Origin of the sequence: Bordetella genomosp. 13, from assembly GCF_007679965.1 — a bacterium.
Classification (GTDB): domain Bacteria; phylum Pseudomonadota; class Gammaproteobacteria; order Burkholderiales; family Burkholderiaceae_B; genus Bordetella.
Window position 1 is genome coordinate 155,561 of record NZ_VEHL01000007.1, and the last position, 15,114, is coordinate 170,674.

A 15,114-nucleotide genomic window follows, 5' to 3' on the forward strand; every position below is an offset into this window, starting at 1 on the left:
ACGGCAGAGCAGCCGGCGCCGTCCCCTCGTCAACGCGGAACCGCCCAGGGCGGCGTAGCCAGTTTTTCAGCCATCCAATTGGAAAAGGCGCGGGTCTTCGAAGGCGTGCCGGCTGCCGCCGGCGTGACCACGTAGACCGCGCCCCGATCGGCCAGCGCCCAACCGGGCAGCACTTCCACGAGCCGGCCGGCCGATAGCTCCCGGCTGGTGTACCAGTCGGACGTGTACAGGACTCCCAACCCGTTGACGGCCGCGTCCACCAGCAGTTCTCCATCGTCGGCGGCAAGCGGCCCGGCCACCGTCACCCCCAGCGATCCACCGCCGCGCTTGACGAAGTTCCACTTGTAAGGATCCTGCAGACCGGTGAAGCACAGGCACGGCATGTCCTTCAGATCCAGGGGCGTCTTCAGGTCCGGATGACGGGCCAGGAGATCCGGCGATGCGCAGACCAGCCGGCGGCGCTCGGCGACCTTGCGGGCCACCAGCCGCGAATCCGGAAGCTCTCCCAGACGAATGGCGAGATCGAAGCGTTCACCGATCAGGTCGACGAAGCGATTGCTCGTGTCCACCTCGATCGTGACGCGAGGATGCGCGCGCAGGAATTCCACGATCAGCGGGGTCAGCCACATGCGGCCGAAGGTGCCGGGCAAGGTGATCCGCAGGTGCCCGCGCGCCTCGCCATCGGCGAACGCAGTCGTTTCGCGCCCGGCCGCCTGCAGCTCCTGCAGCAGCGGCCGTATCCGTTCCAGGTACGTCCGCCCCGCCTCGGTAAGCGCCACCTTGCGGGTGCTTCGTTCGGCCAGCCTGACTCCCATCCGCTTCTCCATCGCACTGAGGCGGCGGGAGATGGCGGTGGGATCGCGTCCGAGCTGCCGCCCCGCCGCGGAGAACGAACCCGTGTCGGCCAACGCGACGAAAGCGACCAGTTCGTTCAGGTCGGAGAACAGGGATTGCTGCATTTTTTGCAGGATTCATATGCGATGAATCCATATTCTAGATAAAAACGCCGCGCTGTACATTGGCCTCCCCTTTCAGGAGAACCACTATGCAAGCCATTGAAATCACCGCGCCTTCGTTCGATGCCCTTCAACGTGTCGAGCGCCCCGAACCTGCGGCACCCGGCAAGGGGCGCATCCTGGTGCGCATGAAAGCCGGCAGCGTCAACTTCGCCGATCTGGCGGTAGCGTCCGGCCATTACCCTGGCGCCCCTTATCCGAACGTCCCCTTGTCGGATGGCGTGGGTGAGGTGGTCGCCATCGGCGACGAGGTGTGGCAGGTCGCCGTGGGTGATCGCGTCGCAGTGCACGTGAAGGCACACTGGATCGCAGGCCGCCCCAGCGCCGAACTCGCGAACCCGATGCGGGGCGCCACGCTGCCTGGTTCGCTGGTCGAGATCGCGGAGCTCGATGCAGCCAGCGTCGTCAAGCTCCCCGACTACCTGAGCTGGGAAGCCGCCGGCACGCTGCCCATCGCCGCGATGACGGCCTGGAGGGCGCTGGAAAGCGCGCAGGTGGGCCCGGCGTCCACGGTGGTGGTGCTGGGCACCGGCGGGGTGTCGATCTTCGCCCTGCAACTGGCCAAGGCACGCGGCGCGCGCGTCATCATCACCTCCTCGTCCGACGAGAAGCTCGAGCGCGCGCGCGCGTTGGGCGCCGATGACGTGTTCAACTACCGCAAGGACACCGCGTGGGATGCGTTCGTCGTAGACGCCACCGGCGGGGTCGGCGCCGACCTGGTGATCGACCCGGTGGGCGGCGAAGGCCTCGCACGTTCGGTTGCCGCCGTGCGGCACGGCGGCACCGTGGCAGCCATCGGCTTCCTCGGCGGTGGCGCCACGCCGCTGGACCTGCTGCCGATCATCTTCAAGGAAGTGCGCGTCCAGGGCAGCAACGGGGGCTCGGTCGCCGACCTGGCCGGCGCGGTGGCCGCCATCGCCGCGCACCGCATCGAGCCGGTCATCGACCGCATTTTCGGCCTCTCCGACCTGCGGAAGGCGTATGAGCTCATGGCCCAGGGCGGCCATTTCGGCAAGATCGCGATCCGCTTCGACTGGTAAGCCGGAACTCGCCTCGGTAAGCGCACGCATCCGTGCGCATCAGGTCACGCCAGGTCCAGGGCGCACCTCCCATGGAAAGGCGTGCAGCGTGGTAGCCGCTGTCCGACGTCCCGAAGCGTTTCTACAGGGACGTGACGGGCGCCGTCGCCACCGCCGCACGAAAATCCGTGTACTCGCCGGCCGCCCATGCCGCCAGGTAGCCGCCGTACGAATCTTCGCCCGGCGCGCTCCAGCCATACGGCACACTCAAGGAATCAGCCGATCGTCCACCGCAATCGCGATCTTTCCTCGTATTCCGTTGTCGGGACTCTCCAGCCGGGCATGGGCGAGCGGAATATCGGCAAGCGAGTAGACGGCGCCGACGTGGGGCCGCAGATGGCCGCGCTCGATCAGGGTACTCAGCTCATCGAGCTTGCCGCGATGCTGCCTGGTGAAAACGAAGTGATAGCTCGCGTTCTTGCCCCACGCCTGGATGAGGTTCTGCGGCTGTGCGATGTCCACGATCGAGACCACGCGGCCCAGTTGCGCGAGCGCGTCGGGGCTGCGCGTCAGGGTGTTGCCGCCGATGGTGTCGAACACGACGTCGACGCCTCGGCCGCCCGTTTCCCGCATGACGGCGGCGACGTAGTCCTCCTTCTCGTAATCGATGACCACGTCGGCCCCCAGGCTTCGCGCGAACGGGAAGTTCGTCTCGCGCACGGTCGTGAACACCCTCGCGCCCATGGCCTTTGCGAGCTGGATCGCCACGTGGCCGACGCCGCCCGCGCCGCCGTGCACCAGGATGCACTCCCCCACCCGGAGCGCCGCGCGCACGAACAGGGCCTCCCACGCCGTGCCGCCGGCCAGCGTCAGGCTTGCCGCCTCGAGATGGCTCAGCGAGGCAGGCTTCCTGCCGACGATGCCTTCGGCGGCGACGTGGTACTCGGCATAGCTCCCTGGCCCGTCGAATATCTGCGGCGTATACCAGACTTCGTCTCCTGGAGAGAACGCCGTGACGCCCGGCCCGACGGCTTCGACGACGCCGGATACGTCGTGCCCCGTTATGGCCGGCAGCGGCACCAGATCGGGATAGTCGCCACGCCGGATCTGGTAGTCCAGGGGATTGATGGACGTTGCATGGACCCGCACCAGGACTTGCCCCGCTTGCGGCACGGGCTTGGGCACATCGCGAAGCGCGAACGCTTCCGGGCCACCGAAGGATTCAAGGACGATCGCTTTCATTGCATTCCTTATTTCTGGAAAAAGGGATATCGGGAAATTTCGATTTATTGAGGTAAAAAAAAACTGCTGCAGGAAACTTACAGTTCTTTGCCGATGCGCTTGGCCAGGGCGCTGATGGTGGCTTCGTTCCGCTTGTAGTAGGTCCACTGGCCGATGCGCCTGACTTCGACCAGGCCCGCCCGCTGCAGCGTGGCAAGGTAATCGGAGACCGTCGACTGCGACAGTCCGACGCCTTCCTGGATGCTGCTGACGCAAACGCCCACCGTAAGCACATCCCCTTCATCCTGCGGGGGGAAGTGCTTCGCCGGATCCTTCAAGCCCTTCAGGATTTCCAGGCGGGTACGGTTCGACAGGGCTTTGAATATTTCGAGCAGGTCCATGACGGCATGGTATCGAAATTTCCCGATATGTCAATATCAGCGACGGCCGCCACGCAACCCAGGAAAGTTCGTGAACGGGAGGTGCCAGGAGAGATGCGCGACGTAGAGGGCTCGAACCTCTGACCTATTGCTTAGAAGGCAATTGCTCTATCCAGCTGAGCTAACGTCGCCCTGACCTTGACGCGGACCGATGGCGGCGTGCAACCATCGACCCCGAATGAGAACATGTGGCCGCACGCCTGGCGGGCGGGCGCGCCAGCCCTGGGCCGAGAGGCCGCGGGCGAAATGCGGTGCACATTATAGAGGTCCAAATGGCCGATACGCACCGACACGCGCCTTGCAGGCGCGTTTACACGGCGTAGCACCGCGCTTACAGCCGGGTGATACAGTTCAGCGACCTTTTTCCGGCCTCGATACTGAACCGCCATGCACGCTTCGGCCCCTCCCCTCTCCCCTTCCCGCCAGGCCTGGCGCACCACCGCCCTGGCAGCCACGCTGGCCGCATTGGCGGCCGCCTGCGCCCCCGCCATGGCGGGTGTCACCTACAAGCTGGACCGCCCTGCCGCCGCCCCCGGCGACAGCGTCCGCCTGGAAGCGGTCTACTTCAACGACGGCGACAGCGCCGTGCGCTGGAACGCCCCGCGCCAGGTGGTGCTGCAATGGCGCAGCGCCGCCGGCGTGGTGCGCACCGTGGCCACCCTGCCCGGCGAACCGGCCATCCTGACCATCCCCGTCAACAACTTCGCGCGCGTGGCCTGGAACGTGGTGGTGCCCACGCAGGCGCGCGGCATGCAGGCCGTGTCGGTCGAGGGCGAGCCGGCCCTGCTGGCGCTGGAAGCCACGGGCCGCGACGACGGCCGCAGTATCGCCGCGGCCCCGGCCAACGTGCCCGTGGTGGACGCGCGCACCGGCCAGCCGCTGCCCGACGCGCAGGTGACGCAGGCCGGCGCCTCGCCGGCCTCGGGCCCCGCGCCGGAAGCAGCCGTGGCGGGCCGCGCGCCGGTCGACCACAACTCGGGTTTCGACACGTTCCGCAGCGCGCTGTCGGCTTACCAGCCTTCGTATTTCGTGGTGGGCACGCGCGAGCGCACCAGCGCACGCTTCCAGCTCAGCGCCAAGTACCGCCTGTTCACGCCGCCCAGCGACCGGCCGGCCACGTTCGTCGAGAACCTGTACCTGGGCTATACGCAGACCTCGCTGTGGGACCTGCAGGGCGACTCGAAACCCTTCATCGACACGACCTTCAACCCCAGCTTCTTCTGGCTGAAGGACAACGTGTGGGAATCGGCCAACCAGACCTGGCGCGTGGGCATGAACGTGGGCGTGGAACACGCATCCAACGGCAAGGACGGCCCGGACTCGCGCTCGATCAACGACGGCTACATCCAGCCCTCGCTGCACTACCGCTTCGACGGCGGCAGCACGCTGAGCTTCGGCCCGAAGATCAAGGGCTATTTCAGCAAGGCGGACGAGAACGCGGACTATACCGACTATGCCGGCCACGTGGACTGGAACGTGCGCTGGGCCCAGGACAACGGGCCCGTGCTGTCGGCCATGTACCGCCAGGGCGACCAGCGCCGCCGCACCACGCAGGTCGACTTCGCGTGGCCGCTGCGTTCGTGGTTCGACATGAACGGCTATGTGCACCTGCAGTACTTCAACGGCTACGGCGAGACGCTGCTGGGCTACAACGAGCGCAACAAGTCGCAGTTCCGCATCGGCCTGTCCATCGTGCCCTGACGGCACTGGGCCAAATGGAAGCGGGCGCCCTCAGGCGCCCGCGCATCGCGCGGCGCCTTGGGCGCCGCATTTTCCTGACGTCACGTCCGGATCAGGACAGCCCGCGCTGGCGCGAGATGAGCTCGCGCTGCAGCGAATTCACGTACGACTGGATGCGGATGCCGGTGGAGCCGTCCAGGCGCTCGAACTGGCAGCCCACGCGGCGGGCCAGGCCGCCCTTGGCCAGCTCGTCGTCGTGGTGGTGCACCACGCGCAGCGACAGCTCGAAGTTGCCCACGCCGGGCAGGTCGAGGTTGCAGCGGTAGATCGAGCCGGGCGCCACGTTGATCGCCATGGCGGTGTCCGCCAGCGCCAGGCCGGTGGAGCTGATGTCGCGCACGGCCAGGCGCAGCGGCGCCGAGTCGTAGTCGTGCTCGGGCCACAGTTCGCAGGTGGCGGGCTGTTGCGTGGGCACGTCCATGCGGAAGTTGTCGCGGCGCTGGGCGTACGACGCCGCGTCGGGCAGCTTCGAATGCAGCGCCGGATGGCCTTCGTACTGCACCATCGTCACGCCCGAGGTCTCGAAGGCCAGCGTGATGCTGTCGATGGTGGTTTCGAACAGCACGCGACCGCCGCTGATCATGCGGTGGTTCAGGTCCACGTCCTGCGCGGCGTCGAGGTAGAGCGAATCGGCATGGCCGTCGGCGGCCAGCACGGTGGTCAGGCTGGTGACGGGACGGCCGGGAATGCGCATCAACACCAGCGAACTGCGGCTTTGGGCCAGATGCAACAGCCGGGCGATCTCGAGCTTCGAGGTCACCGAGTAAAACTGATTGGTATCGTTCATGGCATTGCCTGCGGGAAGCGATGGAACACGCGAAGGTAGAGGCCTGCGCAGGAGGCAGGCCGGGCACGGCGGCGAGCGCGCGTTCGCCGCCGTATTAAACCGTAACAACTGTTGATAAATCTTACCAGACAGATCACGCCAGTTTTACGACATTCGCGCTTCTTTTCTGTAACGGGCCCGTTCGCCGGCCCGTGCCCTCATTGCGGCGGCAGCGTCGCCTGCATCGACGGCCGGGCGTTGAAGGCGGCGAACCACTTGGCCGTGGCGGGATACTTGGCGCGCCAGTCCATGCTGGCGAAACGGAAGTCCAGGTAGCCCAGGGCGCAGCCCAGGGTGATGGTGCCGATGTCGAGCGTATCGCCGAATCCGGGCGCCAGCTTTTCCAGGCGTTCGAGGCAGCTGGTGATCTTTTCGTGCTGGCCGCGGATCCAGTCCTCCCAGCGCAGCGCTTCGGGGCGGGGACCGACTTCGTAGCGCACCAGCAACGCCGCGTCCAGCAGGCCGTCGCCCAGCGCCTGGTTGGCCAGCGCCGCCCAGCGCGACTGCCCGGCCGGGAACATCCTGCCGCCGCCCTGTGCGTCCAGGTATTCGCAGATCACGCGGCTGTCGAACAGCGCCAGGCCATCGTCGGTCACCAAAGTCGGCACCTTGCCCAGCGGGTTCACGGGCACGATGGTCTGGTCGCGGGTGATCGGGTTGGCGGCGGCGGGCAGGCGTTCGATGCGGCCGTCCAGGCCCAGTTCGAGCGCCACGACCAGGCATTTGCGCACGTACGGCGAGGAAGGCGAGTGGAAGAGCTTCATGTCGGTTTGTCTCCGGGGGTTGAATCGTCGTTCAGATACGCTGCAGCCACAGCCCCTTCAGGTACTCGCCTTCGGGAAAACTGGCCAGCGTGGGGTGGTCGGCGCCCGCGCCCAGCCGGTCCAGGATCCGCAGGTCCACGCCCGCGTCGGCGGCCGCGTCGGCCACGATCTTCTGGAACAGCGGCGCGCCGATGGCGCCCGAGCACGAAAACGTGGCCAGCAGGCCGCCGGGACGCAACAGCTTCAGGCCCGTCAGGTTGATGTCCTTGTAGGCCCGCGCCGCGCGGTCGACGTGCTGCTGGGACGGCGCCAGCTTGGGCGGGTCCAGCACGACCAGGTCGAAGCGCCTGCCGTCCTGGTGCAGCGCGCGCAGCGTGCGGAACGCGTCGGCGTCCAGCCATTGCGCGCGTTCGGCGTCGAAGCCGTTGGCCTGCACGTTGGCGCGGGCGTGCGCCAGGGCCTCGCCCGAGGAATCGACGGACAGCACGCTGGCCGCCCCGCCCTTCAAGGCCGCCAGCGAGAAACCGCCCGTGTAGCAGAAGCAGTTCAGCACGTCGCGGCCGGCCGCGTGCCGCGCGATCCGCGCGCGGCTGTCGCGCTGGTCGATGTAGAAACCCGTCTTGTGGCCGTTGCGCACGTCGATCTGATAGCGCACCCCGCCCTCGTCGACCAGCAGCAGCTCGGGCGGCTCGTCGCCGGCCAGCACGCCGGTGGTCTGCGCCAGCCCTTCCTTCTCGCGCACGGATGCGTCGGAACGCTCGTACACGTGCTCGCAGCCGGTTTCGCGCACCAGGGCGTCGACGATGGCGGTCTTCCAGACCTCGACGCCCACCGCCATGAACTGGCAGACCAGCTGCTGGCGGTGGCCGTCCAGCGAACGGTAATGGTCGACCACCAGGCCGGGCATGCCGTCGGCCTCGCCGAACACCAGGCGCACCGCGCCGGTGCCGCCGACCTGTTCGGCACGCAGCGCCAGGGCGCGCTGGATGCGGCGCTTGATGAAGGCATGGTCGACCGGCTCGGATTCGTCGAAGGTCCAGACGCGCGCGCGGATGGCGGATTCGGGGCTGTAGGCGGCCCGCGCCAGGAAACGGCCGTCGTGGGCGTGCAGCGCGACCGTGGCGCCGGGAGACACCCGGCCCTCGACACGATCGACCGCGCCCGCGAACAACCAGGGATGCCGGTGCAACAGCGAACGTTCCTTGCCCGGCTTGAGTATCAACCTGCCCATGCGGCCTTGCAGTGTGCGGGGGCCTGCCGGCGCCGGCGGGCCCGTGGAATGGAAGGAAACGGGGCGCGGCTGGTCATGCCGGCCGCGCCCCGCGACGATCGTATCACGCGCACCTAATCGGTCAGCACGATGAACAGCGCCACCAGCACGGCGAACAGCATCAGCACCACCAGCGCCGAATAGGCCGGCGGAATCGCGTCGCGGTCGGCGTCGACGGCCTCGCCATCGATCTTCCGGACGTCCCGCGGCGCCTTCTTCACCCAGTGCCAATAGACCAGCCTGCCCACCAGCACGGCGATGAGCGCCAGCAGCAGGCAAAGCACGCCGATCGCGATCTGTTGGTGCATGTGTGCTGGCGTCCGTGTGAAGGGATCTGTCGTTGTACGGGGAGGATACCGCTACGCGAGCATGATGTCGCGTACGTCGCGCAGCGCCGCGGCGAAGTCCACGCCCGCGCCGGCCAGCACGTCGCGCCCGGCCAGGTCGGGGAAGGTCAGCCCCGCCAGTTCCTCGATGGCCGCCAGCGGGCGCTGCTGGTGCTCGACGTCGCCGAACACGAACGCCGGCCGCAGGTCGGCGATCGCCCTGGCCTGCGAGGCCAGGTAGCCCGACGCCGCCAGCAGGCCGGTCTCGTCGTGCACGAAGGCCACGACCTTCCAGAAGCGCACCGGGATCTGCACGCCGTGCACCAAGGGATCGTCCTTGGCGAAGACCGGGCCGGTGAAGACGTTGACGCGCATGTTGTCGGTATCGGCGTTCTGCAGGATGTAGTCCTCGATGCGGCCCCACAGCCCGCCGTTGAAGAACTGCACCTGCGGCGCGGCATTGGTGGCATGGAACGTGTCGGCATCGGCCCGCACGGCCACCTTCTTGCCGCCCCAGTTCGGATCCTGGCGGCGCGTCATGTGGCCGCGGCTGAAATAGCCCTTCTGCTCGGAGCCGTAGGCTTCGCGCAGGATCTGGTACTGCTGCGGGATGCGCGGGTCGTACTTCCAGACGTTGCTGCGCGGCACCGAGCGCAGGTTGGCGCCGTCGATGTTGCAGGCGCTGAAGATGGGCATGCGGCGCGACTTGGACACGGCCGTGGAGAAATGCGTATAGGGCAGCACGTGGGTCCTGGCGCCGCGCCAGGTGTGGGTGGCCGCGTCGCGCTGCAGGGCCTTGCCCAGCACGGGCAGGCCCACCGGCCGCTGCGGATCGATGAAGGCCGGATCGTAGCCTTCGCGGTCCGCGTAGTTTTCGATCGGTTCGGGAACCGTCTTGACGCTTTCGATTTCGAACTCGGCGTCCGGCGCGAACCGGAACCGGGGAGCGGTCTTGCCTGACTTCGCCATTGCTGTGCTGCCTCAGGATAAAACGCGGTTGAAGAATCGGGAGCGCTGGGCGGCATTCCGCTGGGCGGCATTCCGCTGGGCGGCAATCCGCTGGGCGGCACGCCGCTCGGGCGCAGGACGCCGCCCGGGCATGGATGCGTGACGCCGGGCAAAACAAAAGCCCGGGCGGCCGGGCTTGTATGTCGGCACCTGCCGCTCAGGCAGGCTGCTTGATCCGCTTGTGCGGCGGCCGGATGCGGACGCTGCGTTCGGGCGTGAAAGTCCAGTGTTCGAGCCGGTCCAGCGCGGCGGCGATGTCGGCCTCGATGCCGTCCACCAGCAGGGACCCCGGGATCTGTTCGATGACGGTGGCGTCGTGCTTGTTCAGGGACGACACGACCTGGCGTTCCTCCTTGCGGGGAGGATCGCAATCGCCCTGATAGCAGATGACGTAGCGGCTCATGATGAATTCATCCTACACCAAAATTCCGGCCCCCTCAAAGCTGGCGCCGAGCCCCAATGGACGGGCCGCGTCGAGCGCCATTTTTACGACAGCGTCGGAGCGGTTTTGGTTCCGACCCATCCCCAATATCCTGGGCGAGCGCGCCAGCAGGCGGGCGGCCGCGCCAACGATGGCCGGACATGCCATCGACGTGCCGTCCATCACCGCGTACCCGCCGGGATACGTGGACACGATGCCCACGCCGGGGCCTATCAGCCCGATCTCGCTGCCGACGTTGCTGAAGTCCGCCACGTAGTCCTTGGGATCGGTGCCGAAGGGCTTCTCCGCGCTGAGCACCTGCGCGGCATGCGCGGGATAGGCGCCCTTGCGGCCGCCGGCGCTGACGGCGATCACCTGGCTGTAGCGGCCCGGATAGTCCACCGCCGAGCGGTAGTCGTTGCCGGCCGCGGCGATGCAGGCCACGCCCATGGCGCGGGCGCGCTGGATCTCGCGCAGCACGTCCGGCACTTCGCTGTCGCCGCCCAGCGACAGGTTGATCAGGTCGCAGCCGTCGTCCACCGCCATGCGGATGGCCTTGGCGATGTGGAAGGAGGATGCCGTCTCCTCTTCCTTGCCGAACACCTTGTACGCGTGCAGGTCGACGCCGGGCGCCACGCCGCGCACGCCCCGGCCGGGCTTGCCGCGTCCAGCGATGATGCCCGCCACGTGCGTGCCGTGGCCGACGTGGTCGGTGACGTCGGCGGGCGGTTCGCCCTTGACCACGTTGCGGCCGCGCCGCACGTGCAGGTCGGCGTGCCTGGACACGCCCGTGTCGATCACGCCCACCTTCACGCCGCGGCCGTCGGCATCCTCGCCCACCAGCCCGAAATGGCCGCGGATGTCGGGCGCGGCGAGGTCGATGGGCGGGCATTGCAGGCGCGCACGCCCATCGGACAAGGGCACGCGGCGCACGTATGCCGGCCAGTAGCCCGACTCGGGGATGGCCTCGACCGATTCCAGCGACTTCACGCCGGCCGGGAAGGCCAGCCGGGCGATGCCCTTCGCGTTGGTGCGGCCGGTGTTGCCGACGCGTTCGGCGCGGTCCGTGAAGCCCACCACGTCCACGCCGGCCAGCGGCTTGCCGGAGGCCGCGTCCACGACCTCGACCTCGAGCGTCTGCTTGCGGCCGGAGGCCGCGCCCATCACCGGCGAGACGTCGATGCGGCGCAGCCACAGGGGAGCCAGGCGCGTGACGGGAACGATCCGCAGGCCGGGATACTCGCGCTGCAGGGCCAGGCGCTGCGCCTGGTCCAGCGACAGCAGCACCGTGTCGTTGGGCGCCACGCGGTCGAGCGCCGCGCTGGCATGGATCGCCGCGGGACGCGCCGGCCCCTTGCCCGCCGACTGTGCCGCGACGGCGCCGCGCACCGCCATGCGGCTGGCGGAACGCATGAAGGACTGGCTGCTGCCGGGATCGTCGGTATTCCACACATTGACGTTGGGAAGCACGACGAACAGCAGGGATCGCGGGGAATCGGCCTGGGCCACGGGTTGCTGCTCCTGTCGGTGGCGGCATCGCGAAAGGCGATGCGCATGGCGCAGGCCATTATGCAAAGGACCGTGGGCGGCGTCCGTATCCGTCGGTAAGGTGACACGCAGGTGACAGCCGCGGAACTGTGCGGCCGGCGCCAGGCCGGCCGCGCACGACGGGCGACTCAGCCGTGGCCGCCCAGATACGCTTCGGCCAGGCCCTCGTCGGCCGCGATCTCGGCCGCGCTGCCTTCCGCCACCACCCTGCCGTTCTCCAGCACGTAGGCGCGGTCGGCCAGGGCCAGCGCCAGGCCGGCCATCTGGTCGACCAGCAGGATGGTCATCTGCTCGTCGCGCAACGTATCCAGCGATGCGAACAGTTCGGCGATGATCTTGGGCGCCAGGCCCAGCGAAGGCTCGTCCAGCAACAGCACGCGGGGCAGCGCCATCAGGCCGCGCGCCACGGCCAGCATCTGCTGCTCGCCGCCGGACAACAGGCCCGCGCGCTGGTGCTGCCGCTCGCGCAGGCGCGGGAAGCGGCGCAACATGTCCTGCAGGCGTACCTCGCGGCCCTCGGGGTGCAGGAAACCACCCAGGCGGATGTTGTCCAGCACCGACAGCTCGGGGAAGACCTGCCGGCCCTCCGGCACCAGCACGAGGCCCAGACCCACCACCTCTTCGGCCGGCCGGCGCTCCAGCGCGTGGCCGTCCATGTGCATGGCGCCCGACTGGCTGGCGTGCAGGCCGGCCAGGCAGCGCATCAGCGTCGACTTGCCCGCCCCGTTGGCGCCCAGCAACGCCACCATCTCGCCGCTGCGCACGCGCAGGCTGACGCCGTGCAGCACCGGCTCGGCGCCGTAGCCCGCGACCAGGTCCGCCACCGCAAGCAGCTCGGGCGCGGGCAGGGCCTGCGGCGCGCGCGGGGCCCGCGGCGCCACGGCCATCGAATCGCCCAGGTAGGCCTGGCGCACGGCGGGATCCTGCTGCACGTCCTGCGGACTGCCCCAGGCCAGCCTGCGGCCCGCATCCAGCACCAGGATGTGGTGCGAGATGCCCATGACCAGCGCCATGTCGTGCTCGACCAGGGCCACGCCGACGCCGGCCGCGCCGATGCGCGACAGCAGCGCCGCCAGCGCGGCCTTGTCCTCACGCGACAGGCCGGCCGCAGGCTCGTCCAGCAGCAGCACGTCGGGATCGGTGGCCAGCGCACGCGCGATCTCGACCAGACGGCGGTCCACGTGGGCCAGGCCGGCGGCCGGCTCGTGTGGATTGCCGCGATAGCCGCAGAAGGCCAGCAGCGCCCGCGCGCGGGTCCGCGCCTGCGGATCGGCGAAGCGGGCCGCGCCGAACAGGCCTCCCAGCTTGCCGCGCCCCATGGCCAGCACCACGTTGTCTTCCACCGTCAGGCTGCCGAACAGCTGCGAGGTCTGGTACGTGCGGGCCACGCCGGCGCGCGCGATGCGGTAGGCGGGCAAGCCGGCCAGCGGCACGCTCGCGCCGCCGTCCGTGGACAACTCGAAGCCGCCCGCGGACGGCCGGTAGAAGCCGCTGAGCATGTTCAGCGCCGTAGTCTTGCCGGCGCCGTTGGGACCGATCAGGCTGGTGACGGCGCCGCTGGCGATCTGCACGTCCAGCTCGGCCACGGCGCGCACGCCGCCGAACGTCATGCCCAGGCCGCGCGCCTGCAGGCGGCCGCGCGGGCGCTGCGACAGGACCGAAGAGGCCTCGGCCGGCGCCGCGCCTACCGCGCCGGCCGCGGCAGCGCGCGTCCTGCGCCGGCCTGGCATCAGGCGCGCCAGGCCGGCGATGCCTTCCGGCGCCACCCACAGCACCAGCAGCAGCAAGGCGCCGAACAGCAGCAGGCGGTAGGCCTCCAGCGAGGCCAGCAGTTCGGGCAATGCCCCGACCACCACGGCACCGATGACCGGGCCGCCGATCGAGCCGGCGCCGCCCAGCACCACCACCAGCACGAACAGGATGGACTGCATGAAGCCGAAGGTCTCGGGCGTGACGAAGCCCGACAGCGGTGCGAACAGGCCGCCGGCCAGGCCGGCCGCGGCGGCCGACAGCGTGAAGGCCACCGTCTTCATCACCAGCGGGTTCAGGCCCACGGACGCCGCCGCGGTCTCGCTATCCTTGACGGCCCGCATCGCCGCGCCCCAGGCGCCGTTCGACAGGCGTGCGTAGGCCAACGCCAGCACCGCCGCCAGCACGATGGCCAGCACGGCGATGGTCTGCTCCGGCCCCCAGCCCGGCCACAGCTCGGGCGGCATCAGGCCCATGATGCCGCTTTGCCCGCCCGTCAAGCCGTGCATCTCCACGATGGCATGCTGCACGATGAAGCTGAAGGCGATGGTGATCATCGCCAGGTACGGCCCTTTCACGCGCAATGCGGGCAAGGCCAGCAAGGCGCCCAGCGCCGCGGCCAGCACGGCGCCCGCCGCCCAGGCGGGCCAGAAGCTCCAGCCCGCCTTGGTGGTGAGGATGGCCACCGTGTATGCGCCGATGGCGTAGAACCCCACGTGGCCGAACGAGACCTGGCCGGTCAGGCCCAGCAGCACGTTCAGTCCGATGCCGACGATGGCCAGCAACGCGATGCTGGCCAGCACGAAGACGTAGTAGCTGTTCAGCGTCAGCGCCAATGCAATGCCCAGCGCGGCGGCCGCCACGGTAATGCCCAGCAGTCCGCGGTTCATACCTTCTTCACCTCCGCCCGTCCGAACAGGCCATTGGGCCTGCACGCCAGCGCCACGATCACCAGCGAGAACGTGATGATCTGCGTGTAGCTCGACCCCAGCGTGACCGTGATCATTCCTTCGACCACGCCAAACAGCAGGCCGGCCAGCATCACGCCCCACGCGCTGCCGATGCCGCCCAGGATGGCGACGGCAAAGGCCTTCAGGCCGAACAGCGTGCCCATGTCGGCGTTCACGTTGAACAGCGGCGCGATCAGCATGCCTGCCACGCCGGCCAGCAGCGTGGACAGCGCGAACGCCGCGGCGACGGCCCGCTTGATGGGGATACCCATCAGACGCGCGGCGTCTCGGTTCTGCACCACGGCCAGCAGCGCGATGCCCCAGCGGGTGCGGCGCGCCACCACGTGCAGCACGGCGGCCAGCGCCAGGCCCGTCACGGGGATCAGCAATTGCAGCGGGTAAATGCCGAGCCCCAGGCCAGCCACCTCGACCGGCGAACTGGCCAGAGGGGACGGCAGGCTGCGCGGCTCCTTGCCGAAGGTGTGCATGACCACGTTGTCCAGCACGATGCCCAGCGCCACGGTGGACATCAGCCAGGCGTTGGAATCGCGGCTGGCGAACGGGCGCACGGCGGCGAACTCCACCACCAGGCCGTACGCCGCGCAGAGCAGCAGCGCCAGCAGGATCGCCAGCGGCATGGGCCAGCCCAGCGTCTGCGCGAAGGTGAAGCACAGCACCGCCCCCAGCATCATGGAGCTGCCCTGCGCGAAGTTGACCGTGCCCGATACCGAGTACGTGATGTGAAAGCCCAGCGCCATGAGGCCGTACATACTGCCCAGCCCCAGGCCGCTGATCAATGCGGCCAGCAATTGCATC

Annotated in this window: 14 protein-coding genes and 1 tRNA gene; 2 read left to right on the forward strand and 13 right to left on the reverse strand. The window is 68.9% G+C overall.

From position 1 onward, the window contains the following. Nucleotides 1–29 precede the first annotated feature (29 nt). Nucleotides 30–959, reverse strand: a complete 930-nt coding sequence (locus FS845_RS17575; RefSeq protein WP_144637665.1) for a LysR family transcriptional regulator — start codon at nt 957–959, stop codon at nt 30–32. A gap of 86 nt (nt 960–1,045) precedes the next feature. On the opposite strand from FS845_RS17575, the gene FS845_RS17580 reads away from it, so the two are divergent. After that, the gene (locus FS845_RS17580) at nt 1,046–2,056 is read left to right on the forward strand and encodes a zinc-dependent alcohol dehydrogenase family protein (protein ID WP_144637667.1); all 1,011 of its coding nucleotides are present in this window, start codon (nt 1,046–1,048) and stop codon (nt 2,054–2,056) included. A 246-nt stretch (nt 2,057–2,302) separates the two neighbouring features. On the opposite strand, the gene FS845_RS17585 is transcribed toward FS845_RS17580, so the two are convergent. The 3 genes from FS845_RS17585 to FS845_RS17595 all read right to left on the reverse strand — a co-directional run bounded on the left by FS845_RS17585 (nt 2,303) and on the right by FS845_RS17595 (nt 3,827). Further along, nucleotides 2,303–3,277 (reverse strand): zinc-dependent alcohol dehydrogenase family protein, encoded by a 975-nt coding sequence (locus FS845_RS17585; protein WP_144637669.1) that lies wholly within the window; start codon nt 3,275–3,277, stop codon nt 2,303–2,305. 77 nt (nt 3,278–3,354) lie between these two features. Then, a complete protein-coding gene (locus tag FS845_RS17590; protein ID WP_144637671.1) occupies nt 3,355–3,657 on the reverse strand; it encodes an ArsR/SmtB family transcription factor in 303 nt (100 codons plus the stop codon). 96 nt (nt 3,658–3,753) lie between these two features. Continuing rightward, nucleotides 3,754–3,827 (reverse strand) — tRNA-Arg (locus FS845_RS17595). Between the two features lie 256 nt (nt 3,828–4,083). On the opposite strand from FS845_RS17595, the gene FS845_RS17600 reads away from it, so the two are divergent. Then, nucleotides 4,084–5,397 carry a phospholipase A gene (locus FS845_RS17600; RefSeq protein ID WP_144637673.1) on the forward strand — a complete coding sequence of 438 codons (1,314 nt, stop codon included), beginning with the start codon at nt 4,084–4,086 and terminating at the stop codon, nt 5,395–5,397. Between the two features lie 91 nt (nt 5,398–5,488). Here FS845_RS17600 and FS845_RS17605 read toward each other — a convergent pair whose 3' ends face one another. The 9 genes from FS845_RS17605 to FS845_RS17645 form a co-directional block, all read right to left on the reverse strand. Next, nucleotides 5,489–6,223 (reverse strand): flagellar brake protein, encoded by a 735-nt coding sequence (locus FS845_RS17605; RefSeq protein ID WP_144637675.1) that lies wholly within the window; start codon nt 6,221–6,223, stop codon nt 5,489–5,491. A 197-nt stretch (nt 6,224–6,420) separates the two neighbouring features. Then, entirely contained in the window at nt 6,421–7,026 is a 606-nt protein-coding gene (locus tag FS845_RS17610) for a glutathione S-transferase (protein WP_144637677.1), read from the reverse strand. Between the two features lie 31 nt (nt 7,027–7,057). Further along, nucleotides 7,058–8,257, reverse strand: coding sequence for a class I SAM-dependent rRNA methyltransferase (locus FS845_RS17615; protein WP_144637679.1), 1,200 nt, complete (start codon nt 8,255–8,257; stop codon nt 7,058–7,060). Between the two features lie 113 nt (nt 8,258–8,370). Next, nucleotides 8,371–8,604, reverse strand: a complete 234-nt coding sequence (locus tag FS845_RS17620; protein WP_144637681.1) for a hypothetical protein — start codon at nt 8,602–8,604, stop codon at nt 8,371–8,373. A gap of 51 nt (nt 8,605–8,655) precedes the next feature. Next, entirely contained in the window at nt 8,656–9,591 is a 936-nt protein-coding gene (locus FS845_RS17625; RefSeq protein WP_144637683.1) for a DNA/RNA non-specific endonuclease, read from the reverse strand. A gap of 196 nt (nt 9,592–9,787) precedes the next feature. After that, a complete protein-coding gene (locus tag FS845_RS17630) occupies nt 9,788–10,033 on the reverse strand; it encodes a hypothetical protein (RefSeq protein WP_144637685.1) in 246 nt (81 codons plus the stop codon). A gap of 12 nt (nt 10,034–10,045) precedes the next feature. Then, nucleotides 10,046–11,560 (reverse strand): S8 family serine peptidase, encoded by a 1,515-nt coding sequence (locus FS845_RS17635; RefSeq protein WP_144637687.1) that lies wholly within the window; start codon nt 11,558–11,560, stop codon nt 10,046–10,048. 167 nt (nt 11,561–11,727) lie between these two features. Then, nucleotides 11,728–14,238: a branched-chain amino acid ABC transporter ATP-binding protein/permease gene (locus FS845_RS17640; protein ID WP_144637689.1), complete on the reverse strand. Its 2,511-nt coding sequence runs from the start codon at nt 14,236–14,238 to the stop codon at nt 11,728–11,730. After that, entirely contained in the window at nt 14,235–15,113 is an 879-nt protein-coding gene (locus FS845_RS17645) for a branched-chain amino acid ABC transporter permease (protein WP_144637691.1), read from the reverse strand. The genes FS845_RS17640 and FS845_RS17645 overlap by 4 nt, the downstream gene beginning before the upstream one ends. Between the last annotated feature and the right edge of the window lies 1 nt (nt 15,114).

Excerpts from the sequence above, each read along its gene's own strand:
- FS845_RS17620 (WP_144637681.1), bottom strand. The coding sequence starts at position 8,604 with ATGCACCAACAGATCGCGATCGGCGTGCTTTGCCTGCTGCTGGCGCTC.
- FS845_RS17575 (WP_144637665.1), bottom strand. The coding sequence starts at position 959 with ATGCAGCAATCCCTGTTCTCCGACCTGAACGAACTGGTCGCTTTCGTC.
- FS845_RS17605 (WP_144637675.1), bottom strand. The coding sequence starts at position 6,223 with ATGAACGATACCAATCAGTTTTACTCGGTGACCTCGAAGCTCGAGATC.
- FS845_RS17645 (WP_144637691.1), bottom strand. The coding sequence starts at position 15,113 with ATGCAATTGCTGGCCGCATTGATCAGCGGCCTGGGGCTGGGCAGTATG.
- FS845_RS17640 (WP_144637689.1), bottom strand. The coding sequence starts at position 14,238 with ATGAACCGCGGACTGCTGGGCATTACCGTGGCGGCCGCCGCGCTGGGC.
- FS845_RS17630 (WP_144637685.1), bottom strand. The coding sequence starts at position 10,033 with ATGAGCCGCTACGTCATCTGCTATCAGGGCGATTGCGATCCTCCCCGC.
- FS845_RS17600 (WP_144637673.1), top strand. The coding sequence starts at position 4,084 with ATGCACGCTTCGGCCCCTCCCCTCTCCCCTTCCCGCCAGGCCTGGCGC.
- FS845_RS17610 (WP_144637677.1), bottom strand. The coding sequence starts at position 7,026 with ATGAAGCTCTTCCACTCGCCTTCCTCGCCGTACGTGCGCAAATGCCTG.
- FS845_RS17615 (WP_144637679.1), bottom strand. The coding sequence starts at position 8,257 with ATGGGCAGGTTGATACTCAAGCCGGGCAAGGAACGTTCGCTGTTGCAC.
- FS845_RS17625 (WP_144637683.1), bottom strand. The coding sequence starts at position 9,591 with ATGGCGAAGTCAGGCAAGACCGCTCCCCGGTTCCGGTTCGCGCCGGAC.
- FS845_RS17590 (WP_144637671.1), bottom strand. The coding sequence starts at position 3,657 with ATGGACCTGCTCGAAATATTCAAAGCCCTGTCGAACCGTACCCGCCTG.
- FS845_RS17580 (WP_144637667.1), top strand. The coding sequence starts at position 1,046 with ATGCAAGCCATTGAAATCACCGCGCCTTCGTTCGATGCCCTTCAACGT.
- FS845_RS17585 (WP_144637669.1), bottom strand. The coding sequence starts at position 3,277 with ATGAAAGCGATCGTCCTTGAATCCTTCGGTGGCCCGGAAGCGTTCGCG.